The 19,443-nt window shown below is 68.7% G+C and carries 19 protein-coding genes; 14 read left to right on the plus strand and 5 right to left on the minus strand.

All coding sequences use genetic code 11. The features are described from left to right. Positions 1–132 precede the first annotated feature (132 nt). On the plus strand, positions 133–276 hold the full coding sequence (locus E0500_RS11530; RefSeq protein ID WP_165934840.1) for a hypothetical protein: 144 nt from the start codon (positions 133–135) through the stop codon (positions 274–276). A gap of 561 nt (positions 277–837) precedes the next feature. Here E0500_RS11530 and E0500_RS11535 read toward each other — a convergent pair. Then, entirely contained in the window at positions 838–1,809 is a 972-nt protein-coding gene (locus tag E0500_RS11535; RefSeq protein WP_309505027.1) for a D-2-hydroxyacid dehydrogenase, read from the minus strand. Positions 1,810–1,939: 130 nt separating this feature from the next. Continuing rightward, entirely contained in the window at positions 1,940–2,656 is a 717-nt protein-coding gene (locus E0500_RS44930; RefSeq protein WP_131558677.1) for a FadR/GntR family transcriptional regulator, read from the minus strand. A gap of 130 nt (positions 2,657–2,786) precedes the next feature. Here E0500_RS44930 and E0500_RS11545 point away from each other — a divergent pair, with 130 nt between their 5' ends. From E0500_RS11545 to E0500_RS11575, 7 genes are all read left to right on the plus strand, one after another. Further along, entirely contained in the window at positions 2,787–4,076 is a 1,290-nt protein-coding gene (locus tag E0500_RS11545) for an ABC transporter substrate-binding protein (RefSeq protein WP_165934841.1), read from the plus strand. Between the two features lie 96 nt (positions 4,077–4,172). Then, positions 4,173–5,009, plus strand: coding sequence for a carbohydrate ABC transporter permease (locus tag E0500_RS11550; RefSeq protein ID WP_220140494.1), 837 nt, complete (start codon positions 4,173–4,175; stop codon positions 5,007–5,009). Next, the gene (locus E0500_RS11555; protein WP_131558683.1) at positions 5,006–5,884 is read left to right on the plus strand and encodes a carbohydrate ABC transporter permease; all 879 of its coding nucleotides are present in this window, start codon (positions 5,006–5,008) and stop codon (positions 5,882–5,884) included. Before E0500_RS11550 ends, E0500_RS11555 begins: the two co-directional genes overlap by 4 nt. An 8-nt stretch (positions 5,885–5,892) precedes the next feature. Further along, positions 5,893–7,533 (plus strand): alpha-amylase family glycosyl hydrolase, encoded by a 1,641-nt coding sequence (locus E0500_RS11560; protein WP_131558685.1) that lies wholly within the window; start codon positions 5,893–5,895, stop codon positions 7,531–7,533. A gap of 158 nt (positions 7,534–7,691) precedes the next feature. After that, complete coding sequence (locus E0500_RS11565) at positions 7,692–8,990, plus strand: hypothetical protein (RefSeq protein ID WP_131558687.1); 1,299 nt, start codon at positions 7,692–7,694, stop codon at positions 8,988–8,990. Positions 8,991–9,090: 100 nt separating this feature from the next. Beyond that, positions 9,091–10,575: a histidine kinase gene (locus E0500_RS11570; protein WP_309505028.1), complete on the plus strand. Its 1,485-nt coding sequence runs from the start codon at positions 9,091–9,093 to the stop codon at positions 10,573–10,575. A 100-nt stretch (positions 10,576–10,675) separates the two neighbouring features. Next, the gene (locus tag E0500_RS11575) at positions 10,676–11,329 is read left to right on the plus strand and encodes a response regulator transcription factor (protein WP_131558689.1); all 654 of its coding nucleotides are present in this window, start codon (positions 10,676–10,678) and stop codon (positions 11,327–11,329) included. Here E0500_RS11575 and E0500_RS11580 read toward each other — a convergent pair. Further along, a complete protein-coding gene (locus tag E0500_RS11580) occupies positions 11,316–11,468 on the minus strand; it encodes a hypothetical protein (protein WP_399120187.1) in 153 nt (50 codons plus the stop codon). The genes E0500_RS11575 and E0500_RS11580 overlap by 14 nt on opposite strands. A gap of 256 nt (positions 11,469–11,724) precedes the next feature. On the opposite strand from E0500_RS11580, the gene E0500_RS11585 reads away from it, so the two are divergent. The 6 genes from E0500_RS11585 to E0500_RS11610 all read left to right on the plus strand — a co-directional run bounded on the left by E0500_RS11585 (position 11,725) and on the right by E0500_RS11610 (position 18,142). Next, a complete protein-coding gene (locus tag E0500_RS11585) occupies positions 11,725–12,930 on the plus strand; it encodes a sensor histidine kinase (RefSeq protein WP_131558691.1) in 1,206 nt (401 codons plus the stop codon). Continuing rightward, a complete protein-coding gene (locus E0500_RS11590) occupies positions 12,927–13,661 on the plus strand; it encodes a response regulator transcription factor (RefSeq protein WP_131558693.1) in 735 nt (244 codons plus the stop codon). The genes E0500_RS11585 and E0500_RS11590 overlap by 4 nt, the downstream gene beginning before the upstream one ends. Before the next feature lie 144 nt (positions 13,662–13,805). Further along, positions 13,806–14,273, plus strand: a complete 468-nt coding sequence (locus E0500_RS11595) for a hypothetical protein (RefSeq protein ID WP_131558695.1) — start codon at positions 13,806–13,808, stop codon at positions 14,271–14,273. Positions 14,274–14,332: 59 nt separating this feature from the next. After that, positions 14,333–15,079 carry an ABC transporter ATP-binding protein gene (locus E0500_RS11600; RefSeq protein ID WP_258572747.1) on the plus strand — a complete coding sequence of 249 codons (747 nt, stop codon included), beginning with the start codon at positions 14,333–14,335 and terminating at the stop codon, positions 15,077–15,079. Positions 15,080–15,129: 50 nt separating this feature from the next. Further along, positions 15,130–17,760, plus strand: coding sequence for an FtsX-like permease family protein (locus tag E0500_RS11605; RefSeq protein WP_258572748.1), 2,631 nt, complete (start codon positions 15,130–15,132; stop codon positions 17,758–17,760). 70 nt (positions 17,761–17,830) lie between these two features. Beyond that, on the plus strand, positions 17,831–18,142 hold the full coding sequence (locus E0500_RS11610) for a hypothetical protein (RefSeq protein WP_131558697.1): 312 nt from the start codon (positions 17,831–17,833) through the stop codon (positions 18,140–18,142). Here E0500_RS11610 and E0500_RS11615 read toward each other — a convergent pair. Both E0500_RS11615 and E0500_RS11620 read right to left on the minus strand, forming a co-directional pair. Further along, the gene (locus E0500_RS11615) at positions 18,114–18,854 is read right to left on the minus strand and encodes a DUF418 domain-containing protein (protein WP_131558699.1); all 741 of its coding nucleotides are present in this window, start codon (positions 18,852–18,854) and stop codon (positions 18,114–18,116) included. The two genes, E0500_RS11610 and E0500_RS11615, sit on opposite strands and share 29 nt — an antisense overlap. Positions 18,855–18,922: 68 nt before the next feature. Next, the gene (locus E0500_RS11620; protein ID WP_165934843.1) at positions 18,923–19,261 is read right to left on the minus strand and encodes a WXG100 family type VII secretion target; all 339 of its coding nucleotides are present in this window, start codon (positions 19,259–19,261) and stop codon (positions 18,923–18,925) included. Positions 19,262–19,443 lie beyond the last annotated feature (182 nt).

Raw genomic sequence — 19,443 nt, forward strand, 5'->3', positions numbered from 1 at the left:
CGCAGCATAGGCAGGGCGGCAGTACGGGCGAAGAGGTTTCCGGAAGCTGAGGTTTCCAGCGCGTCCCTCAGTGCGACCAGTGAACTTGCCTGGCTGGCAGGCAAGACGGTGGGTATCGGCACTGTCATTACGATGACACTCGCGCTCATCCAAGACCAGTCGCCGCCCGAGCAGCTGGGCGTGACTACCTCGGCAGCGACGACGCTGCGCACCCTCGGCTCGGCGGCTGGTGCGAACGGCATCGCCGTTCGCACCGCGCCCCTCGACACCACGTAGAACCAGGGTCAGCAGAACCGGGCGCTCTGGGTTCGTGCCGTGGTAGCCGTCCTTGCTTCGGCCGTGTCGGCACCCCGCCGCCGTACGACCACTGGGTGAGACCTGGACCGCTGACCCCAGAATGAGTACTCGCCCGGGCAGCGTGACTCCGCTGCGGCGATTTCCTTGAGTCGCGGCATCCGCCATGACAATTCGGACCGCTCAGTTGCTGGTATGCGGGCGTAGGTCTGAAGCGTGAGCGCTGCGTGAGCGGACTGTGTGGCACCACGGCGGATCGGGCGTCATGCTGATCAAGGCTGCAGGTCTCTGATCAGCGAGAACAGGATTCATTGGCACCGCCCGGCACCACCCGTCACGATCTTGCAAGCCCTCGTAATGCGTAGGTCTCGGGTTCGAATCCCGAAGGCGGCTCCAGAAAAGGCCAGGTCACGCAGAGTGTGACCTGGCCTTTGTGTTGCTCAGGGTGGCCCGGTGGCTGATGTGATCGTGGGCCCTCGGGCAGGGGTGAAGGCCTGCCCTGCCTGAGGTTCACCCTGAGTGTGCGCCCTCCCGGGAGGGATATCAGTAGAACTCGATCGTGTTCACTACATTCTTGAGCGGATGTCCGTCGAGCAGACGGGTGGCGTTGTCGGCGAAAAGGTCGGCAACGCCTTCTTCCTGGTCGGCCGAGAGGGCGGCGGTATGTGGACTGATCAACACGTTGGGCATGGACCACAGGGGGCTTGAGTGCGGCAACGGCTCGACCTCGAACACATCGAGCGCGGCGTAACCGATCCGACCGTCCTGCAATGCCGTGATGAGGGCCGATTCGTCGACGACGGTGCCTCTGCCCACGTTCACGAAGGTGACACCGGGTCTGACCTTCGCGAGGAACTGGTCGTCGACCATGTGCCTTGTCAGGTCGGTGCCCGGCAGTGCGCATACGATCGCGTCCATCTCACCGATGACGTCACTCAGTGCATCGGGGGTGACGAATCGGTCGACGTCCGGGTGCTCGGCGTCGGCGTTCCGCGACATCACGGTGACGCTCGCGCCAAGTAGCGAGAGGCATCTGGAGACTTCCCTGCCGATTCCGCCGAAGCCGAGGACAAGCACCTTGTGCCGAGAGATCGGGCGCGACATCCACCGGTCGCTCCAGTGGTGTTGAGCCTGCAGCCGCAGCAGCCGGGGGAGGTCTTTCGCTCCGGAGAGGATGCCGAGCAGTGCGAACTCGGACAGAGACGATCCGTGCACACCTGCCGAGGTGGTGAAAGTGACCCGCTGGAGGTCCTGAGGGGCGAGATTGGCCGCCCCGACCTGCTGACCGCCACCCGCAGACGTCGCGTGCACCCATCGAAGCCTCGGGTTCGATCGCACGGCGCGGGCGAGGTCCGCCGGATCGCTGCCGGGTATCCCGAGCAGTGCGTCGGCCGAATCAAGGAGGGCGTGGAATCTCGCTTGCTGTTCGGCGGTCCGGAGGTACCCGGGATCACCTGAGAAGTCGGCTCGGTGACGCATGGGGGGAAGCAGTACGGGATCGATCAGCAACGTCACGCGTGGCTCGCGTTCCACGATGCGTCGACAGGACTCCTCGTGGAGGGGGTTGGCTACGGCTACTCGAAGACGCTTCTGACCGGGCGGAATCCGCTCTGTGGCCGACGTCGTGTGATCGTTCACGAGCGGTTCACTTTTCACTGAAGAGTCGTTGGGCGCGCTTCCACGCTTCGACGGAGGTTTGCATGTGGACCTTCATGGCGTGACGAGCCCTCTCGGGGTCGCGTTGCTCAACCGCTCGCGCGATGTCCGCATGCTCCTTGGCGGCAAGTGAGATGGCCCCGGGGAGGTGGTCGGTCAACTGGCGTGCGTTCAGCAGGAGATCACCCACGCCCTCAAGCACGTTGCGGAACGCCACGTTATGACTCGCCACCGCCAGCGCCGAGTGAAAGGCCACGTCGGCACGGTAGGCACCTCGGCCGTCCTGGAAGGCGCGGTTGTAGTCCTCAAGGGCGGCCGCGATCGCTTCAAGGTCTTCCGGTGTGGCCTCGATCGCCGCACGCTCGGCGATCTCGGTCTCCAGTACGCGTCGAAGTTCGTAGATGTCCCCGATGGCCTCCCCGGCCAAGAGCGTCGAGATGGTCGCCGCTTCGACGGCCTCGTCGACCGGGACCGAGGTCACCCTTGCTCCGACGCGGGGGCGGACATCGAGGTAGCCCATGGTCACCAGGGACTGAACGGCTTCCCGAACGGTGTTCCGCCCCACCCCGTAGTGCGCCATCAGCTCTTTTTCCCCCGGCACCTTCGAGCCCGGCGGTAGCTGTCCGCTCTTGATCTTGAACAGCAGATCGTCGGCGATGGATGTCGAGAGATTGCGTCGGGTTGCCTTGACGCGAGGTTCAGGCACGTGCTGTACTCCCTCCCATTCATCCTACAAATAGGATTGTTCGGCTCAGTGTAGCGGAGCGCCGCAGCGGCAAACCAGAGGGACACCTGGAGTGCGGACGGCCGCCCGAGTGATCAAGAGGTGCATGACAATGACGTCGACACGTGAACGACGCGCCTTCCGTGTACTGGCAGCGATCGGAGTGGTCACGGCACTGGCCGTAGGGGTCACGGCGTGCTCCGACTCGCAGGAGACGAGCGCCGGCTCCACGCAGCTCGAACCCTCGCTGGCCAAGTCGGCGAAGGGGGACGTGACGGTCTGCGGGCCCACGGACGCGTCGGGGGTCTGGAAGGCCACGATGGCGGCGTTCAACAAGGCGCACCCCAAGATGTCGGCCCGCTATGTGGAGCTCGGTGCCTCGGCCGACGACCAGCTCCAGCAGATCACGCAGCGTATGCAGACCAAGTCGACTCAGTGTGATGTCCTGCGTCTGGACGTCGTCTGGACCGCGCAGCTGGCTGCTCAGGGCGGGCTCGCCGACATGAGCAAGGTGATCGAGCCCAAGCTGGACGAGCTCATCCCGTCCACCGCCAGCACCCTGCGCTACGAGGACAAGTACTGGGGCGTTCCCTTCTACTCGAACGCGGGTCTGCTCTACTACCGCACCGACAAGGTGCGGGCTCCCGGGACCTGGCAGGAGCTCTACTCGTACGGGGAAAAGAACTCCGCGAAGGGTTTCCTCTACCAGGCGTCGCAGAGCGAGTCGCTCACCGTCAGCTTCCTGGAGCTGCTCTACAGCGCGGGCGGCGAGGTGCTGGACAAGGACGGCAAGGTGGCCATCGATTCGCCGAAGACCGTCGACGTACTGAAGTTCATGCAGAACGGCATCGACAAGGGCGCTTCTCCGAAGTCAGTGCTGACGTACGACGAGGACGCCACGCGCCTCGCGTTTGAATCCGGCGCCGGGGCGACGATGCGCAACTACCCCTACGCCTACGCCGCCGGCCAGAAGTCGGGCATTGCCGGCAAGTTCGCTGTGATGCCCCTGCCGGGGTGGAACAAGCCGGGCGCCGGGGTCGGTGTACTCGGTGGCAGCAACGTCGGAGTCAGTGCGTTCTCCAAGAACAAGGCCGGCGCCATCGCGATGATCGACTTCATGACCAGCGAGAAGTGGCAGGAGCAGATAGCGATCAACAACGCACTCGCCCCCGCCACCAATGCGGCCTACGAGTCCGCCGAGGTCCAGAAGGCCATGCCGTTCTCGCAGGAGCTGCTGCAAGCGCTGAAGAGCGCGAAGACCCGGCCGGTGTCCCCCGTCTATCCGCAGATCTCACAGGCGATCTACGAGGCGGTGGGAAAGGTGCTCTCCGGAGCCCTGTCTCCCGAGGACGCGGCCTCCAAGATGGCGAAAGAGACCGATGCGGCTATGAGGACATTCTGATACACCATGCAATTCCTTCGATCCTCGAAGAACTGGGCCGCGGATTCCACTGAGAGGCGGCTCGCCGGCCGCATGGTGGCGCCGGCTCTGATCCTCATGGCCGCCATCGCCGGATACCCCATCCTCTACGCGATATGGCTTTCGCTGCACCAGTACAGTGTCATCACTCCGGGGCTCTCCCGGTTCGTCGGCCTGGGGAATTACGCGGAGCAGCTCACCTCGCGAGCATGGTGGGACGCCGTAGGCAACACGTTCCTCTTCACGGCGATCTCGGTCCCGCTCGAACTGGTCATCGGAACCGGAATGGCACTCCTGCTGAACGTGGCGTTCCGGTTCAGGACGCTCCTGCGCAGCGTCGTCCTGGTCCCCTACGCGATCCTGACCGTGGTCAGCGCCATCACGTGGCGGACCATGTTCGATCCGGACCTCGGACTTGTCTCCACACTGCTCAACTCGGTGGGTATCACGGGCACCGACGTGGTCTGGCTCGGGCAGGACGGATACGCGATGACGGTGGTGGTACTGGCCGATGTCTGGAAGACGGCACCCTTCGTCGCGCTGCTCGTGCTCGCCGGCCTTCAGGTCATCCCGGCCGAACTGCGCGAGGCGTCACAGATCGACGGCGCAAGCGCCTTCCGGCACTTCTGGAGTGTGACCCTTCCGCTGCTGTGGCCGGCGATCGCACTGGCGATGATCTTCCGAACGCTCGACGCCCTGCGCGTGTTCGATCTGCCGTTCGTGCTGACGCGCGGCGCGCACGGAACGGAGTCGATGTCGATCCTCGCCTATCAGACCTTGCGAGGAAAACAGCTGATCGGTGAAGGCTCTGCCGTGTCGATCCTCACCTTCGTGATCGTCATGCTCGTCTCCTTCATCTACATCCGATTCGCCGGCGGCAATATCCGATCGGTCGTCAAGGGAGGATCGCGATGACCCATGCGGTCGTTGACCGGCAGCCGCGAACGCGCCGGAGGTCTCGGCGTCGTAGCGCTGAGCGCAACCCGTTGGTGTGGTGCGCCGTCGCAGTCGTCATGGTCTTCTCGCTGGTGCCCTTCTACTGGCTCATCAACACATCACTGAAGACCGGAGCCGATCTCTCGACGGCGAGTCTCGTCCCGCCGCGCCTGAGTTTCGAGAATTTCCAGTCGGTACTCGGTGATTCCCAGTTCCTCAGAGCCCTTGCCAACTCGGCAATCGTGGCCACGGCGTCCACCGTTCTCGCGCTCATCGTCGCGTCGTTCGCCGCGTACCCCCTCGCGCGACTGAAGATGCGCGGCAAGTTCCTCATCCTGAGCGTCGTACTCTCCGTGACGGCATTCCCCGGTATCGCGATCGCCGCTCCGATGTTCTCCCTGTGGAACGATCTCGGGCTCTACAACACCCTTGTAGGGCTGATCATCCCCTATCTGACCTTCACGCTGCCCCTGTCGATCTACACTCTCGTGACCTTCTTCAAGGAAATCCCCATGGAACTTGAGGAGGCGGCCTACATCGATGGGGCCACACCTTTCCAGACGTACTACAAGGTCATTCTTCCGCTTGCGGTGCCCGGCATCGCGACGGTGGGAATCCTCGCGTTCATTTTCGCCTGGAACGAGTTCCTGCTCGCCGCCACGCTGACGTACAGCCCCGAGGCGCGCACGGTTCCGGTCGCCATTGCCTTCTTCAGCGGCTCAAGTGAATACGAGCAGCCGCTCGGTACGATCAGTGCCGCCTCGCTGATCATCTCGATTCCGCTGATCCTGCTGGTCCTCGTCTTCCAGAAGAAGATCGTGTCCGGCCTCACGTCGGGAGCGGTGAAAGGATGAACGCCCGGATGCCGGATGCGACCAGGAGCAGCAAGACTGGCAAGAGCGGACAGTGGTGGCGGGAAGGGGTCCTCTACCAGGTGTACGTGCCGTCGTTCCAGGACGGCAACGCCGACGGATTCGGCGATCTGTGGGGCGTGGAACAGCGTCTGGACCACATCGCGGCACTCGGCGTCACCGCGATCTGGCTGAGCCCCGTCTATGCGTCGCCTTTGCTGGACTTCGGGTATGACGTTTCCGGGTATACGCAGATCGGTGAAGTATTCGGTGATCTGGCGGTCTTCGACCGCATCGTCGAGAGCGCACACGATCGCGGACTCCGTGTCGTGCTCGACTACGTACCCCAGCACACCTCAAGTGAGCATCCATGGTTCCGTGACGCACTGTCGAGCCGCGACAGCGCTCACCGGGATTGGTACATCTGGCACGATCCGAGGCCGGACGGCAGCCCGCCCAACAACTGGGCCTCCGCCTTCGGTGGACCCGCCTGGACCTTCCACGAGCCGACCGGGCAGTACTACTACCACGCACATCTCCCCGAACAGCCGAGCCTGAACTGGCGCAACCCGGACGTCAAAAAGGCGATGTTCGACGTCATGAGATTCTGGCTCGACCGAGGCGTCGACGGATTCAGGGTGGACGCGGTGTGGCGCCTCATCAAGGACGCACAACTCCGTGACAACCCGATGGGCGACGACAGCGACTCGTTCGAAATCGGCGGGGCAGCCGCCCACACAACGGTCCGGCAGATCCAGAAATACACCGCCGACCAGCCCGAACTACCGGGCCTGCTCGCGGAGATGCACACGGTTGTCGACGAGTACGACGACCGGATGCTGATGGGTGAGCTGCACCTCAAACTCGAACGCGTGGCCGCTCTCGGTGCCCGCGGGCTGGACATCCCGATGAACTTCTCACTCATCGACGCCCCGTGGAACGGCCTGGACCTGGCAGACCTGATTCGACGTTATTACGCCGCACTCCCGGCCGGCTCGCACCCCAACTGGGTGCTGAGCAACCACGACAGGTCCCGCCTCGCCAGCCGCATCGGACCGGAACGCGTCCCCGGGGCGCTCACCCTGCTGCTCACGCTCAGGGGAACACCGACCCTCTACTACGGCGACGAGTTGGGCCTGCCCGACGCCCGCGTCGACGGCAGGCATGCCCGCGACTGCGCTGAACTGCGTGCGCCGGGACTCGGACTTGGCCGGGACCCGCAGCGCATGCCGATGCCGTGGAGCGAGACCGCGGCACACGCCGGATTCACTTCCGGCAGCGCCGAGCCGTGGCTGCCGATCGCCTCCTGGGCGCCATCGCTCAGTGTCGAGAGCCAGGAAAGCAACCCTCCCTCGGTTCTCGCCCAGGTCAGGGAGCTTCTCGTGCTCCGTCGGGAGCTGGCTGCCCTGCACCAGGGAAGTATCACGGTGCTCTCCTCCCACCCGGAGCATCTCCTCTATCTCCGTGGCGATGGCGAAGCCTCGGTGCTCGTGGCAGTGAATCTCTCCGATCGCCCCCAGAGCGTTGCCTTCCCCGGTACCAGGAGCACTCGATGGTCGTCTCACTCGGCCATCGAAGAGCGGGACTTCCTGGACGGAGTGGTCGACCTCGCACCGTTCGAAGCGCGACTCCTCACGGTCAGTTCTCAGTAGGCGCTCCTTCTTGCGCGGCACCGGCTGCCCGGGGCGCTGCTGTCCCGTGGCCGGTGTGCCGATCGGACCGGGAATGTGGCCGGTCGGCCGACGCGGTGGCGGGTGGGGTGCGTCTAGCGTCGTGGTGACCAGGCCACCGCGCTTTGAGGGGAACGTTGATGGGGCAGCGAGAGACGACCGGAGCCCACTCCGACGGCACGGCTGTGGTCGGGGCGACCACGGAGTTCGAGCAGGACGTCATGGACCTGCTCGTGGAGACACTGCGTCGTGCGGTCAGGTGCGAGTTGTCGGTCGTGGGGACGGACACCCTGCTGGGGGAGCTCGTGCTGGGGGACTCGGACGCCGGTGAGGCGATCGCCCCGGGGATGCGGAAGGCCGGTTCGCTCAGCGGCTTGATCGCCGGTCATGCGGGTCGAGGTTGGGTGAGCGACGACGAGGTGCGCGGTGCGACCGGCGCGGACGGCGCCGATGAGGAGGCCCGACAGCAGGCCGAACAGCAGACCCATCGGGAGGCCGATGAGCAAACGGTCGATGCCACCTGGCGTGAGGCATGTTGGCGCTTCGGTCTCGGTTCACGCCGCTCGGCCCCGGGGAGCGATCAGGCGCTGCCCGGGATGACCGGGGCGCTGCGCGCGTGCCTGCTCCTCGCGCTCGGCAAGGCCCGCGCCGAGGGGACGATCTCGGTGCGCTGCCGGCATGTGGCGCGTGCCCTGCTGGACCTGCCGGACACCAGGGCACGGGAAGCCCTGCTGCTGGAGCGGCTGGATCTGGCCGCCGCGGCAACCGCGCTCGACGCACTGGACGCGAGCGCCGCGGCGGAGACCGAGGGACCGGAGTCCCGTGGCGTCACTCTTCTCCGACGGTGCGGAACGCTGGGCAAGAGCGGTAACCCCCTGACACGCGCGTTTGCTTCGTGGACCTCCGGGTCCACCGTGAACGGCTCACCGGTGCTGTTCGCGGTGAGCACCGAGGCCGTCCGGCAAGCGGTACGGTGCGGGCGTGCCGCGGTGGAGCCGGTGGATCTTCTGCTGGGGATACTGGCTCTGGACCGGGCACTGTCCGTTGCCGGGCGCTCGCTTCCCCCGAGTCTGGCGGACGTCAACGCGGCTCCGGCACTGCTGCGCCGGCACGGCGTACGGCAGGCTTCCCTGGTCGCCTCGGCCTCGGAGACCCAGCCCGCTGCTCTTCCCGACGGCGACAGCGACAGTGTGTGGCTGTCCGCCGCGGCCGACCGGATCATGGCGGTCGCGCGGCTGTCCGCCGCCGAGCACGGTTCGCCCACGGTCGGTACGGTTCACCTGCTCTCCGCGCTGCTCGACGAGCCGGCGACGGATGACGACGATGGCGACGACGGTGGGGTCGGTGGGGTCGGTGGTGCTGTCGTGCGGCTGCTGGTCGCCGGCCAAGTGGACCTCGCCGCGCTGCGCGCGGAGTTGAGCTCCCGGCTGGGCGCGTGACACCCCTGGGCCGCCCTGCGGCGATCGACGTCGCAGGTGCCGCAGTTACCGTTCCTCCCGAGGGATCCACGGTGGCGGGACAGGGGTGATGGTGAGTCAGGTGGGCGAGAACGTACAGCCGTTGGGTCCGTCCGTACGGCTGTGGCGCACGCTGAGCGGATTGCCGCGGTGGGTGCGCCGCGAGGTCGGCGAGAGCTGGGCCGCGGTGCGTGCCGCTGAGCGGCGTACCGTCGTTGTCGAGGCGCTCGTCTGTGTCCTGGCGGCGGCCTTCGGGCTGATACCGCTTCTGCTGATAACCCCGAACTGGCCGGCGTGGGCGGTGCTGGAGGCGTTGTGGGCGGCGCTGCTCGTGCCCGCCCGGCGTGCCCGGCCGGTCGGCGCGGTCTTGTGCGTTTCTCCGCTGGTGGTGGCTCACAACGTATGGACGCTGGCGGTGGTGCCGCTGATCGTGCTGTCCGCCACCCGTCGTATCGCACCGCCGCGGCGTGCGTGGCAGGTCGTCGGGGTGGCCTGTGCCGTCGTCTGTGTCCTGGCCGTTGTCCGTGCCCTGGTCCGGTCCGGGGACCTGCCGTGGGACCTGGCCGACGGTGCCCTCTCCATGGTGCTGCTTCTGCTGCTGCCCGCTCTGTCCGGGACCCTGCTGGGACGGCGGCGACCCCTGGTCAGCCTGTTGCGGGAGCGCAACGCCTATCTGGAACAGGCCCGTACGCTGACCGCCGCGGCGGCCCGGATGGAGGAACGGACCCGGATCGCAGGAGAGATGCACGATCTCCTGGGTCACCGGCTGAGCCTGATCTCGGTGCACGCCGGGGCGCTTGAGCTCGGCGCCGCGCGGCAGGCACCCGCTCTCGCCGGGCAGGCCGAGCTGCTGCGCACGACCGCGGGTACGGCGATGGAGGAACTGCGCGAAATCCTCGGTGTCCTGCGGCACGAGGACGTCACGGATCCGACGGACGGGACGGGCAGCGAGAGGGGAACGCGTGAGGACATCACCGCTCTGGTGAAGGAATCCCGGCAGACGGGCAGCAAGGTCGAGCTGGACTGGTCCGTTCCGGACACGGCCGAGGTGGGGGCCCGTGCGCGTCAGGCGATCCACCGGGTGGTCCGCGAAGGGCTGACGAACGTGCTGAAGCACGCGTCCGGCGCGCCCACCAGGGTGGAGGTCAGGCGCACGGACCAGGGGATCGAGGTGGCCGTCACCAACGAGGCGCCGCGCGCGGCGGGCCACTCCCAGGGGGGAACCCGCAGTGGGCTGGCCGGCTGCCAGGAGCGGATCTCGTTGCTCGGCGGCAGGTTCGAGGCGGGTGCCCTGACGAACGGCGGTTTCCGCGTGGCGGCCTGGCTGCCCACCCACGGCGGCAGACGCCCGGAGTCAGCCGAGCTCCCCGGGACCTGTGCCGACGCCCCTGCGGACGCGGCCGGCCCTCAGCCCGGCGGAGCCGGTCAGGAAGGGGCGCATGCCCCGCTGCCGGACGAGATCCTGACCTGGCCGCGCGTCCTGGGGTCGGGCTGCGCGGCGCTGCTCGTGGTTCTGCCGACGGCGGGCTTCCTCGTCGTACTGCTGACCACGGCAGTCCTGAGATGAGGCAGTCCTGAGATGGGGCAGCCCTGAGATGAGGCAGTCCTGAGATGGGGCAGTCCTGAGATAGGGCAGTTCAAAGATGAGGCAGCTCTAAGATGAGTTGATGATCCGAGTCCTGGTCGCCGACGACGAGGCGCTGATGCGCGTGGGAATCCGGCTGATCCTGGAGAACGCCGAGGACATCGAGGTGGTCGCCGAGGCGGGCGACGGCCGGGAGGCCGTCGCGGCCTGCCGCGCCCAGGACATCGACGTCGCCCTGCTCGACATCCAGATGCCGGCCCGGGACGGAATCGCGGCCGCCGAGGACATCGCCCGTCTCTCGCCCCGCACCTGTGTGGTGATGCTGACGGCGTTCGGCGAGGAAGCCAGCGTGACGCGCGCCCTGCGGGCCGGGGCGAGCGGTTTCCTCCTCAAGGACACCGGTCCCGCCGACCTGATCCGTGCCGTGCAGCTCGCCGCGAGGGGAGAGCCGGTACTGGCACCCCGGATCACCCGGCAGCTGCTGGACCGGCATGTACGGTCCGGCCGGGACACCGAGGCCGCCCTGGGCAGGATCGAAGAGCTGACCCCGGCCGAACGGGACGTCCTGCGGCTGCTCGGCACGGGCCTGTCCAACGCGGAGATCGCCGACCAGTTGCACCTGAGTGCCGGCACGGTCAAGGCGCACATCAGCCGGATCCTCACCCGCACCGGCTGCGCCAACCGCGTACAGGCCGCCGTCCTCGCACACGACGCCGGGCTGCTCACCGACCGCTGAGGGTGCTCGCCAGGGCTTCCGGCCAGCTGCGGCTCACCTCGTGGGGGCGGCCGTCCGGGCGGGGCAGGGGCTTGAGGTCGACCTGGATGCGGTGGGTGGAGTCATGGCTCACCGAGCCGCGGAGGCGCGCCTCGACCACCCCCAAGCGCAGTCCCGCCCCGCCCTCCCCGGCCCGGTGGAACGCACCGAGACCTCCAGGCTGATCTGCTCCACGCTGAACCGCCAGCCTCCTCGAAGACGTACAGCAGGTGCAGGAGGCGCAGCCCTCCAGAGACGCGGCACCGCGGACGGTGTGCAGTACGGGATGGGCGCCGCACGGTCATCGGTACCGCGCGGACGCTGAAGTCGTGGGCGTGGGACGAGAGTTGGCCACGTGGTGTCGTAGCCTGTCGGCCATGGTGCGCCGCTTATTGGCTCTGCCGTGGATACACACGGTGTACGACGTCGCGCTCGCGGTGCTGGTGGTCTATATGACCTCGTCCTACGACCAGGCGTTCGACCCGGTCATCGGTGGGGCGATGGCCATGGTGCTGTTGTTCCGCCGGCACCGGCCGATGAAGGTGATGTGGCTGGTCACGGGGCTTGCGCTGGTCCAGTCCGTGCTGGCGACCGCCCCGGCCACGTACGACGCGGCGTTGCTCATCGCGATGGTTTCGGTGGTCACCCATGCCCGGTCGATGCGGGACGCCTACACGGCGGGCGCGATCGTGCTGCTGGGCGTGGTGGTGACTTTCGGCGGGTTCCTTCCGTTCGGCGAGGAGTTGGGCGAGAGCGTCGGCGACATCGTCGCCATCGGCGGTGTCTGTGCGGCCGTGTGGCTGACCGCCATGGTGCTGCGGACACGCCGGCTCTACGTGGCCAGTCTGGAAGCCCGCGCCGCCACGGCCGAACGGGAGCGTGAGCACCTGGTGCAGATCGCGGCGGCCGAGGAGCGCGCGGAGATCGCCAGGGAGCTGCACGATGTGGTGGCCCACAGTCTGGCGGTGATGATTCTGCAGGCCGACGGGGCGGGCTACGCCCTCAAGTCGGATCCCGACAAGGCTGGTTCGGCGCTGAAGACGATCGCCGACACCGGCCGTGACGCGCTGGAGGACATGCACCGGATCGTGCGCGTCCTGCGTGGCGGCCGGGCCTCCGGGCAGGGCGAGGCGACGGACGCGGACACGGACCGCCGCCGGGTCTCGCTGGACGACCTGGAGACGGTGGCCGAGCGGGCCCGCGCCGCGGGGCTGAAGGTGGCCCTGGAGGTCGAGGGCGAACGAGGCGGGCTGTCGGCGGCGGATGAACTGAGCGTGCTGCGGATCGTCCAGGAGAGCCTGACCAACGTGCTGCGGCATGCCGGTCCCGGTGCGGAGGTGACGATCACGCTGCGGTTCGACAAGGACGTCGTACTGATCCGCGTGGTCGACGACGGAGGCGGAAAGCTGGCCGGCACTCAGCCCGCGACCGAGAGGGTCAGCGGGGGGAACGGGCTGGTGGGCATGCGCGAGCGGGTGGAGGTGTCCGGCGGCAGTTTCACCGCCGGGCCGCGCCTGGGCGCGGGATGGCAGGTCGACGCGGAGCTTCCGGTGAAGGAGCCTTCGGTGAGGACGACGGGATGAATGACAGGACGACCGACGAGACACCTGGCGGGGCAACCGACCGGGCAGCCGACGGAGTGAAGGACACGAGCGGGCCGATCCGTGTCGTCGTGGTGGACGACCAGCCGCTGATCCGGGCGGGGTTCGCGATGGTGCTGGCCGCGCAGAGCGACATCGAGGTCGTGGGCGAGGCGGAGAACGGGGCGGACGCGCTGAAGCTGCTGGCGGGCACGGAGGCCGATGTCGTCATCATGGACATCCGCATGCCCGTCATGGACGGCGTCGAGGCGACCGGGCGGCTGAGCCGGCTCCCCGAAGCGCCCCGGGTGCTGGTGCTCACCACCTTCGACACCGACGAGGACGCCTTCGCCGCGCTGCAGGCCGGAGCGAGCGGCTTCCTGCTGAAGAACACCCCGCCCGAGGAGGTCGTGACGGCGATCCGTGTCGTGGCGGCCGGTGAATCCGTCGTGGCCCCGCGCGTCACCCGCCAGCTCCTGGACCGGTTCGCGGGCAAGCTGGCGCCCACGCCCCGCCATGACGAGCGGCTGGACCTGCTGACCGCGCGCGAACAGGATGTGCTCCGGCTGATCGCCGAGGGCCTGTCCAACAGCGAGATCGCCTCTCGCCTGTTCATCGCCGAGGCAACCGTGAAGACCCACTTCGGGAAGATCCTGACCAAGCTGGACCTGCGCGACCGCGTGCAGGCCGTCATCTTCGCCTACGACGCGGGCCTCGTCAGCCCCGCCGGCTGACCAGCTGTCGGCCAGGGCTCTTCTCTCACCGCGGGACTGCGACTGCGGTCGTAGTCCCGCCCTCCCCTCCCGGTCGCAGTCCGGCGGTGCGGAGATCAGGTTCTGATCCGATGTGCCGCGATGCCCGTTCTTCGAGAATTACCCGTGCTGATCGACGAACAGCGTCGGAAGAAATCCTCGGAGGGCGTCATGGTGGTTTCCAAATCCAGCCGGAAAAAGAAGGCGATAATTTTCGGCACCGTCGCGGCGGCATTTTTCGTGGCGATTTCGGCTGCCGGCGGATACTGGCTGTACGAGCGCAAGCAGCCCAGCCAGGCGTCCAAGGCCGACTGCGCACTGGCGCAGCGGATCGTCGACGGGGCGCAGGGCCTCTCCCACGACAAGCAGGCCGTCGAGGAGTGGGAGAAGAACACCATGAAGCTGCGCAGGTCCGAGATGAAGGACGGCTACCTCGGCTTCCGGATCGCCCAGTACGAGATCTGGGCGGCCCTGCAGGCGAAGGGGGAGGGCACGCCCCCGGCGGACAGGCAGGTGAAGGAGCTGGCGGACAAGGCCAACCGTCACTGCGTGGACGCGGGCGTCACGCTCACGCTTCCTCCGATTGCGTCCTGAATACGCCGCGGCTCAAGGGAATTCATCTCATGGCCATGGCTATCCCTCAGGGAACGGGAATGTCCGCAGCTGCTGGTGAGAACATCGCCGCCGCCGTGGATCTCGTCAAGATCTATCAGCAGGGGCAGGCGCAGATCAGGGCCCTGGACGGAGTGACGGTCGGTTTCGCCCGTGCGCGGTTCACGGCCATCGCGGGCCCGTCGGGCTCGGGCAAGTCGACACTGATGCACTGCCTGGCCGGTCTCGACTCGCCCACCTCGGGCCAGGTGGTGCTGGAGGACACGGAGTTGAGCGGTCTGTCCGACCGGGCGCTGACCCGCGTACGGCGGGACAAGGTCGGCTTCGTCTTCCAGTCGTTCAACCTGCTGCCCCAGCTGACCGCCCTGGAGAACATCGCGCTGCCGGTCACCATGTCCGGCCGGCGCCTGGACCAGGAGCTGCTCGACCACCTCGTCGGCGTGCTCGGCATCGGCGACCGCATGTCCCACCGGCCCGGCGAACTCTCCGGCGGCCAGCAGCAGCGGGTGGCACTGGCCCGGGCCCTGGTGGCCCGGCCCGCCGTGGTCTTCGCCGACGAGCCCACCGGCAACCTGGACTCGCGGTCGGGCACGGAGGTACTCGACTTCCTGCGCCGTTCCGTGCGCGACCTCGGCCAGACCGTGGTCATGGTGACGCACGACCCCCGCGCCGCCGCCTATGCCGACCGTGTGCTCGTCCTCGCCGACGGACGCATCGTCGACGACGTCGACGCGGCGGCCGGCGCCGATGTCACCCGGGCCCTGCGGACCGTGGGGAGGGCCCGATGACCCCCTCGGCCCCTTTGAAGCCCCTCTCGAAGCCCTCCTCGAAGCCCTCCTTGAACCCTTCCTTGAAGCCCTCCTGGCGCGCGAGCGTCCTGGGATCGCAGCTGGCCGAGCTGCTCCGCCGTCCCGGACGGCTGGTGACGACCGGTCTGTCGGTCCTGGTGGCCGCCTTCGTGGTGTTCGCCACGGTCATGGCCCAGCAGATCGCCACCAACACCACCGTCGATCGCTTTCGTGGCACACCCGATGCCGTCAGCCTGATCGCGAACGCCGACGACGAGTCGTCGACGACCATCAGCGAGGCCACGCTGGAGCGGATCCGCGCGTTGCCCGGTGTGGCCGAGGCTGTCGGCCGCGTGGACGCCGGCGCGCCGATCGCCGGGCCGTTCGAGCGCTATCTGCAGCTCTACGCCGACCCCGGCACCGGACCGCTGTCCCAGGTCGAGCTCGTCAAGGGAAGCTACCCCGACGGCGCCGGCCAGATCGCGGTCAACCGTCAGGCCGCCGAGGAACTCCAACTCGCTCCCGGCACCCGTACGACCCTGCTCCTCCCCGACCCCGACGACGAGGACGGCGTGAAGACCGTCAAGGTCACCGTCACCGTCACCGGCGTGGTGCGGAGCACCGCGACCGCCGTACAGCAGACCAGCGGTTACGCCACCGACGCGCACATCGCTCGTCTCGCCGAGGTGCCGGGCTATCCGCGGGTGGACATCCGGGCCAGGAACGGTGTTCCTGAGGGCGAGTTGTCCCAGCAGGTGCGCGCCGTGCTCGACAAGGCCTCCGTGCTCGACAAGGCCTCCGTGCTCGACAAGGCGGCCTCCGGCGCGTCACTCACGTCCGGCAGCGTCGTACGGGCCCGGGAAGCACGCGAGGCGGTGAACGGGGACGTCCGTGAGATCTTCCGGCTCATCGCCGTGTTCCTGGCCGTTGCGGTGGGGGCCGCGGCCCTGGTCGCCACCTCGGCGTTCCGTATCGTCTTCGCGCAACGGCTGCGGCAGTTGGCGCTCCTGCGTGCCATCGGAGCCCCGCAGCCCCGGCTGGTGACGGCACTCGCCGTCGAGGGCGCCCTGGTGGGCGTGGTCGCGGGTGTGATCGGGGTGGTGACGGCGCTGGGCGCCGGGCACCTCGCCCCGCCGGCCGCCCGTCTTCTCGCGGGACAGGAGCTGTCCGCACCGGGCTTCCCCGTGCTCCAGGCCGTGCTGGTGGTCGTGGGAACCGTGCTGGTGACCGTCTGCGCGGTCCTCGCCCCCGCCCTGTCGGCGGCCGGCGTGTCCCCGCTCCAGGCACTGCGCACCGCCGGCACCGCCACGGGCGAACGCCGTACCCGGCCCGCCCGGCTCGCCGCCGGAATCCTCCTCACCGCGGCGGCCACGGGGCTCGCCGCGCTGCTCCTCGGCGATCTTCCCGAGCCGGGCCAGGAGGACTACGACCGCGACTTCGCCATGATGGTCACAGTCGCCTCGGCGGGCTTCGCCTTCCTGGCGCTCGTCGCCCTGGGCCCGCTCCTGGTCCGCCCCGTGCTGGCCGTGGCCGGATGGCCGCTGCGCCGGCTGGGCACCACCGGCAGACTGGCCGTCAGCGGGGTCGGAGGCACCCCGCACCGTGCCGCGGCCGTCTCCGTCGTCGTCGCTCTCGGCGTCGCCCTGGTCTCCGGCGCCCTCGTCAGCGTCGCCTGTCTGAGCGGCTACACGGAACGCAGCGCCGCCGTCGAAGCCCCCGCCGACTTCCGGGTCACGGCCGGCGGCAAGGAGCTGGACGCCGGCCTGGTACGGCAGTTCGCCGCGTCACCCCAGCTCACTCATGTCACCGGCTACCGCACCCTCCTGACGACCGTCGGCAGCAGGGAGATCGAGGTCTCGGACCTGGATCCGGACGCGCTGCCCACCGGCAGGTACGTCGACACCGCCACCGGCTCCCTGGACGACCTGGGCCCGGGCCACGCGGTCGTAGCCTCCGACACGGCCGACCTCCTCGGCGTGCGGGCGGGCGACACCTTCACCCTCCCGTCCGGCCGCGGCGACATCCGGCTGACCGTCGCCGCCACGCTGCCCGGTCAGGGCCCGCTCCAGGCGAACGTACTCGTCGTACCCGCCGACCTCGACCGGATGGGCGCCTCCCGCAAGGCGAACGGCATCCTCGCCGACGCCGCCGCCGAGGGCCTCGCCGCCCGCGGCGAAGCGCACCGGGCGCTGGAGACCACGATCCGCGCACACGTCCCGGACCCCGACGACTTCAGCGTGAGCGTTCTGGCGGCGGGCCGGGACAGCGACCAGGACACGATCCGGACCATGGGCGCCACCGCGCTCGGGCTCGTCGCCCTGACGGTCCTCATCGCGGTCGTCGGCGTCACCGCCACCACCAGCCTGACCGCGATCGAACGCACCCGTGAGTTCGGACTGCTGCGCGCCCTGGGACTGGGCGGCGGCGCACTGCGCCGGACCATCACCCTGGAAGCCGGTCTGTACGGCATCCTCGGCGGCGTCCTCGGCCTGGCCCTCGGCGTCCCCTACGCCTGGCTGCTCATGCGCATCGTCATCACCAGCGCGCCCCTGCGTCTGCCCGCAGGTCAACTGCTGGTGGTCTTCACCGGCCTGGCAGCCCTCACCGCGCTCGCCGGCCTCCTGCCCGCCCGCCGCGCGACCCGCGTCACCCCGATGACCGCACTCGGCAGCACCGAATGAAACCAGGGGCCGAGCGGGGCCGAGCGGACCCGGCTGAAGGAACCGAAACAGGACTGGACAGGAGACATCAATGGACATCGTGCTGCTTGCGCCTCTCTTCGGCGGCCTGGTCGGCGCGGGCGCCGCGTACGCCCTGGTACGCCGCGACGTCGGTGCGCGCCCCGCACTGCTGGTCGCCGCCGCGACGTTCCTGGCCCTTGGGATCGGCTGGCTGTTCGCCTTGTACGGAGCGGTGGTGGGCCTGGTCGCCGCCGGCCTGGCGTACGTGGTGACGCGCTCCAGGTTCGGCACCGGCAGGGCCCTGCTCGCCGCCGGCGGCTCGTACTTCGCGGTCGTGATCGGCGTCGCGGCCCTCATCTTCGCCAGTCTCGAAACGATGTGACGGTCACTGCGGACGGCGCAGCGGCACCACGTTCCACCAGGTCACGCAACGCAGGCCCCAACTCCGGCGGCCCGTACCGGAACCGGGCGAGCCACCAGCGGCTGAAGACGGCCTGCACGGCGAGGACGGCCACCGCCAGGACCATGGCCGTGGTCCAGCGGGCGGAGTACCGCAGGCCCAGCGGACCGGCGGCGGCGACCACGACGAGCGTGGCGGTGAGGTAGTTGGTCAGCGCCATCCTGCCCAGCGGTTCGAGGGCCGCCGACAGCGGGCGTCCCAGGGCGGTGCGCAGCACGAGCAGCATCGCAGTGGTGCAGGAGAGTGCGGCGAGGAGACCGGCCGCCGCCGAGATCTGCGAGGCGTAGGGGCCGGCACCGCGTACAGCGCGGCGGTGAGAAGCCTTCGTACGGGCCGGGGGAGCGGCTTGGTCTTCGCGAGGTCCGCGATCGTCGGGTGGAGCGCGTTCTTCGCGCCGGTCGCGTCCTTTACGCCGCTCCCGTTCTCCACGCCGCTCCCGTTCTCCACGCCGGTCGCATTCTCCACGCCGGTCGCATTCCCCACGTCGGGCGCGTTCTTCACGTCGGGCGCCTTCTCCACGCGGCGAGGCCAAGCGACGCGGGGCCCGCGGCGGGTCGGCCGAACGGCCGATCCTCCGGCGACGCGTCGGAGCACCTGCGCGTGGAGTGCGACAGTTTTCCGGAAACTGTCGCACTCCACGGACCGGCCGGGTGCGTCAGCGCACTACCACCGTCAGCGGTCCGGAAGTCCCTGGGCCGTACGTCAGTTGAAGTCGGACAGGCCCACGTGGGAGGGCGCCGCACGGCGCAGCGTCTCCGCGACGCCCTGCTCGGCCGCGCCGTAGTTGCGGGTCGTTGTGTTCAGCTTGCGGGAGATCTCCCGCAGCGTGTCCCGCAGCACCGTCGCCTCCCGCTGCCACGCTCCGGCGAAGGCGTCGTAGGCGGGGGCGGCCTCCTCACCGCCGAACGCGTCGGGGGACGAGCACTGCTCCTGCGGGATGGTCGACTTGATCGAGTCCAGCTCGTCCGCCGCCTTGTCCAGCTTGCCCGCGGAACCGCCGACCTCCTCGGTACGGACCCCGTACCCCGGCGGACTGCTCATGTGTGTCTCCCCCGTTTCCCCCGTTGGCGCCGGATGGGCCACGGAGCGCCCGCTCGTGGGCGCCGCCGCGGTGGCGTGGCCGGCGGTCGGCGCCCGATACCTCGCGGCCCGCCTGTGGTGATGCCTGCCACGCGGTTGCGGAACAAAGTGAACCAACCGGCGTGAATCGCCCTCTTCGTTGA

It is taken from the genome of Streptomyces sp. KM273126, from assembly GCF_004337435.2.
Taxonomy (GTDB): Bacteria; Actinomycetota; Actinomycetes; order Streptomycetales; family Streptomycetaceae; genus Streptomyces; species Streptomyces acidicola.

What these genes read in the sequence shown, in the direction of transcription:
- E0500_RS11530 (WP_165934840.1), top strand. Translation starts at nt 133, where the DNA reads ATGACACTCGCGCTCATCCAAGACCAGTCGCCGCCCGAGCAGCTGGGC.
- E0500_RS11545 (WP_165934841.1), top strand. Translation starts at nt 2,787, where the DNA reads ATGACGTCGACACGTGAACGACGCGCCTTCCGTGTACTGGCAGCGATC.
- E0500_RS11550 (WP_220140494.1), top strand. Translation starts at nt 4,173, where the DNA reads ATGGCCGCCATCGCCGGATACCCCATCCTCTACGCGATATGGCTTTCG.
- E0500_RS11555 (WP_131558683.1), top strand. Translation starts at nt 5,006, where the DNA reads ATGACCCATGCGGTCGTTGACCGGCAGCCGCGAACGCGCCGGAGGTCT.
- E0500_RS11560 (WP_131558685.1), top strand. Translation starts at nt 5,893, where the DNA reads ATGCCGGATGCGACCAGGAGCAGCAAGACTGGCAAGAGCGGACAGTGG.
- E0500_RS11565 (WP_131558687.1), top strand. Translation starts at nt 7,692, where the DNA reads ATGGGGCAGCGAGAGACGACCGGAGCCCACTCCGACGGCACGGCTGTG.
- E0500_RS11575 (WP_131558689.1), top strand. Translation starts at nt 10,676, where the DNA reads ATGATCCGAGTCCTGGTCGCCGACGACGAGGCGCTGATGCGCGTGGGA.
- E0500_RS11585 (WP_131558691.1), top strand. Translation starts at nt 11,725, where the DNA reads ATGGTGCGCCGCTTATTGGCTCTGCCGTGGATACACACGGTGTACGAC.
- E0500_RS11590 (WP_131558693.1), top strand. Translation starts at nt 12,927, where the DNA reads ATGAATGACAGGACGACCGACGAGACACCTGGCGGGGCAACCGACCGG.
- E0500_RS11600 (WP_258572747.1), top strand. Translation starts at nt 14,333, where the DNA reads ATGTCCGCAGCTGCTGGTGAGAACATCGCCGCCGCCGTGGATCTCGTC.
- E0500_RS11610 (WP_131558697.1), top strand. Translation starts at nt 17,831, where the DNA reads ATGGACATCGTGCTGCTTGCGCCTCTCTTCGGCGGCCTGGTCGGCGCG.
- E0500_RS11620 (WP_165934843.1), bottom strand. Translation starts at nt 19,261, where the DNA reads ATGAGCAGTCCGCCGGGGTACGGGGTCCGTACCGAGGAGGTCGGCGGT.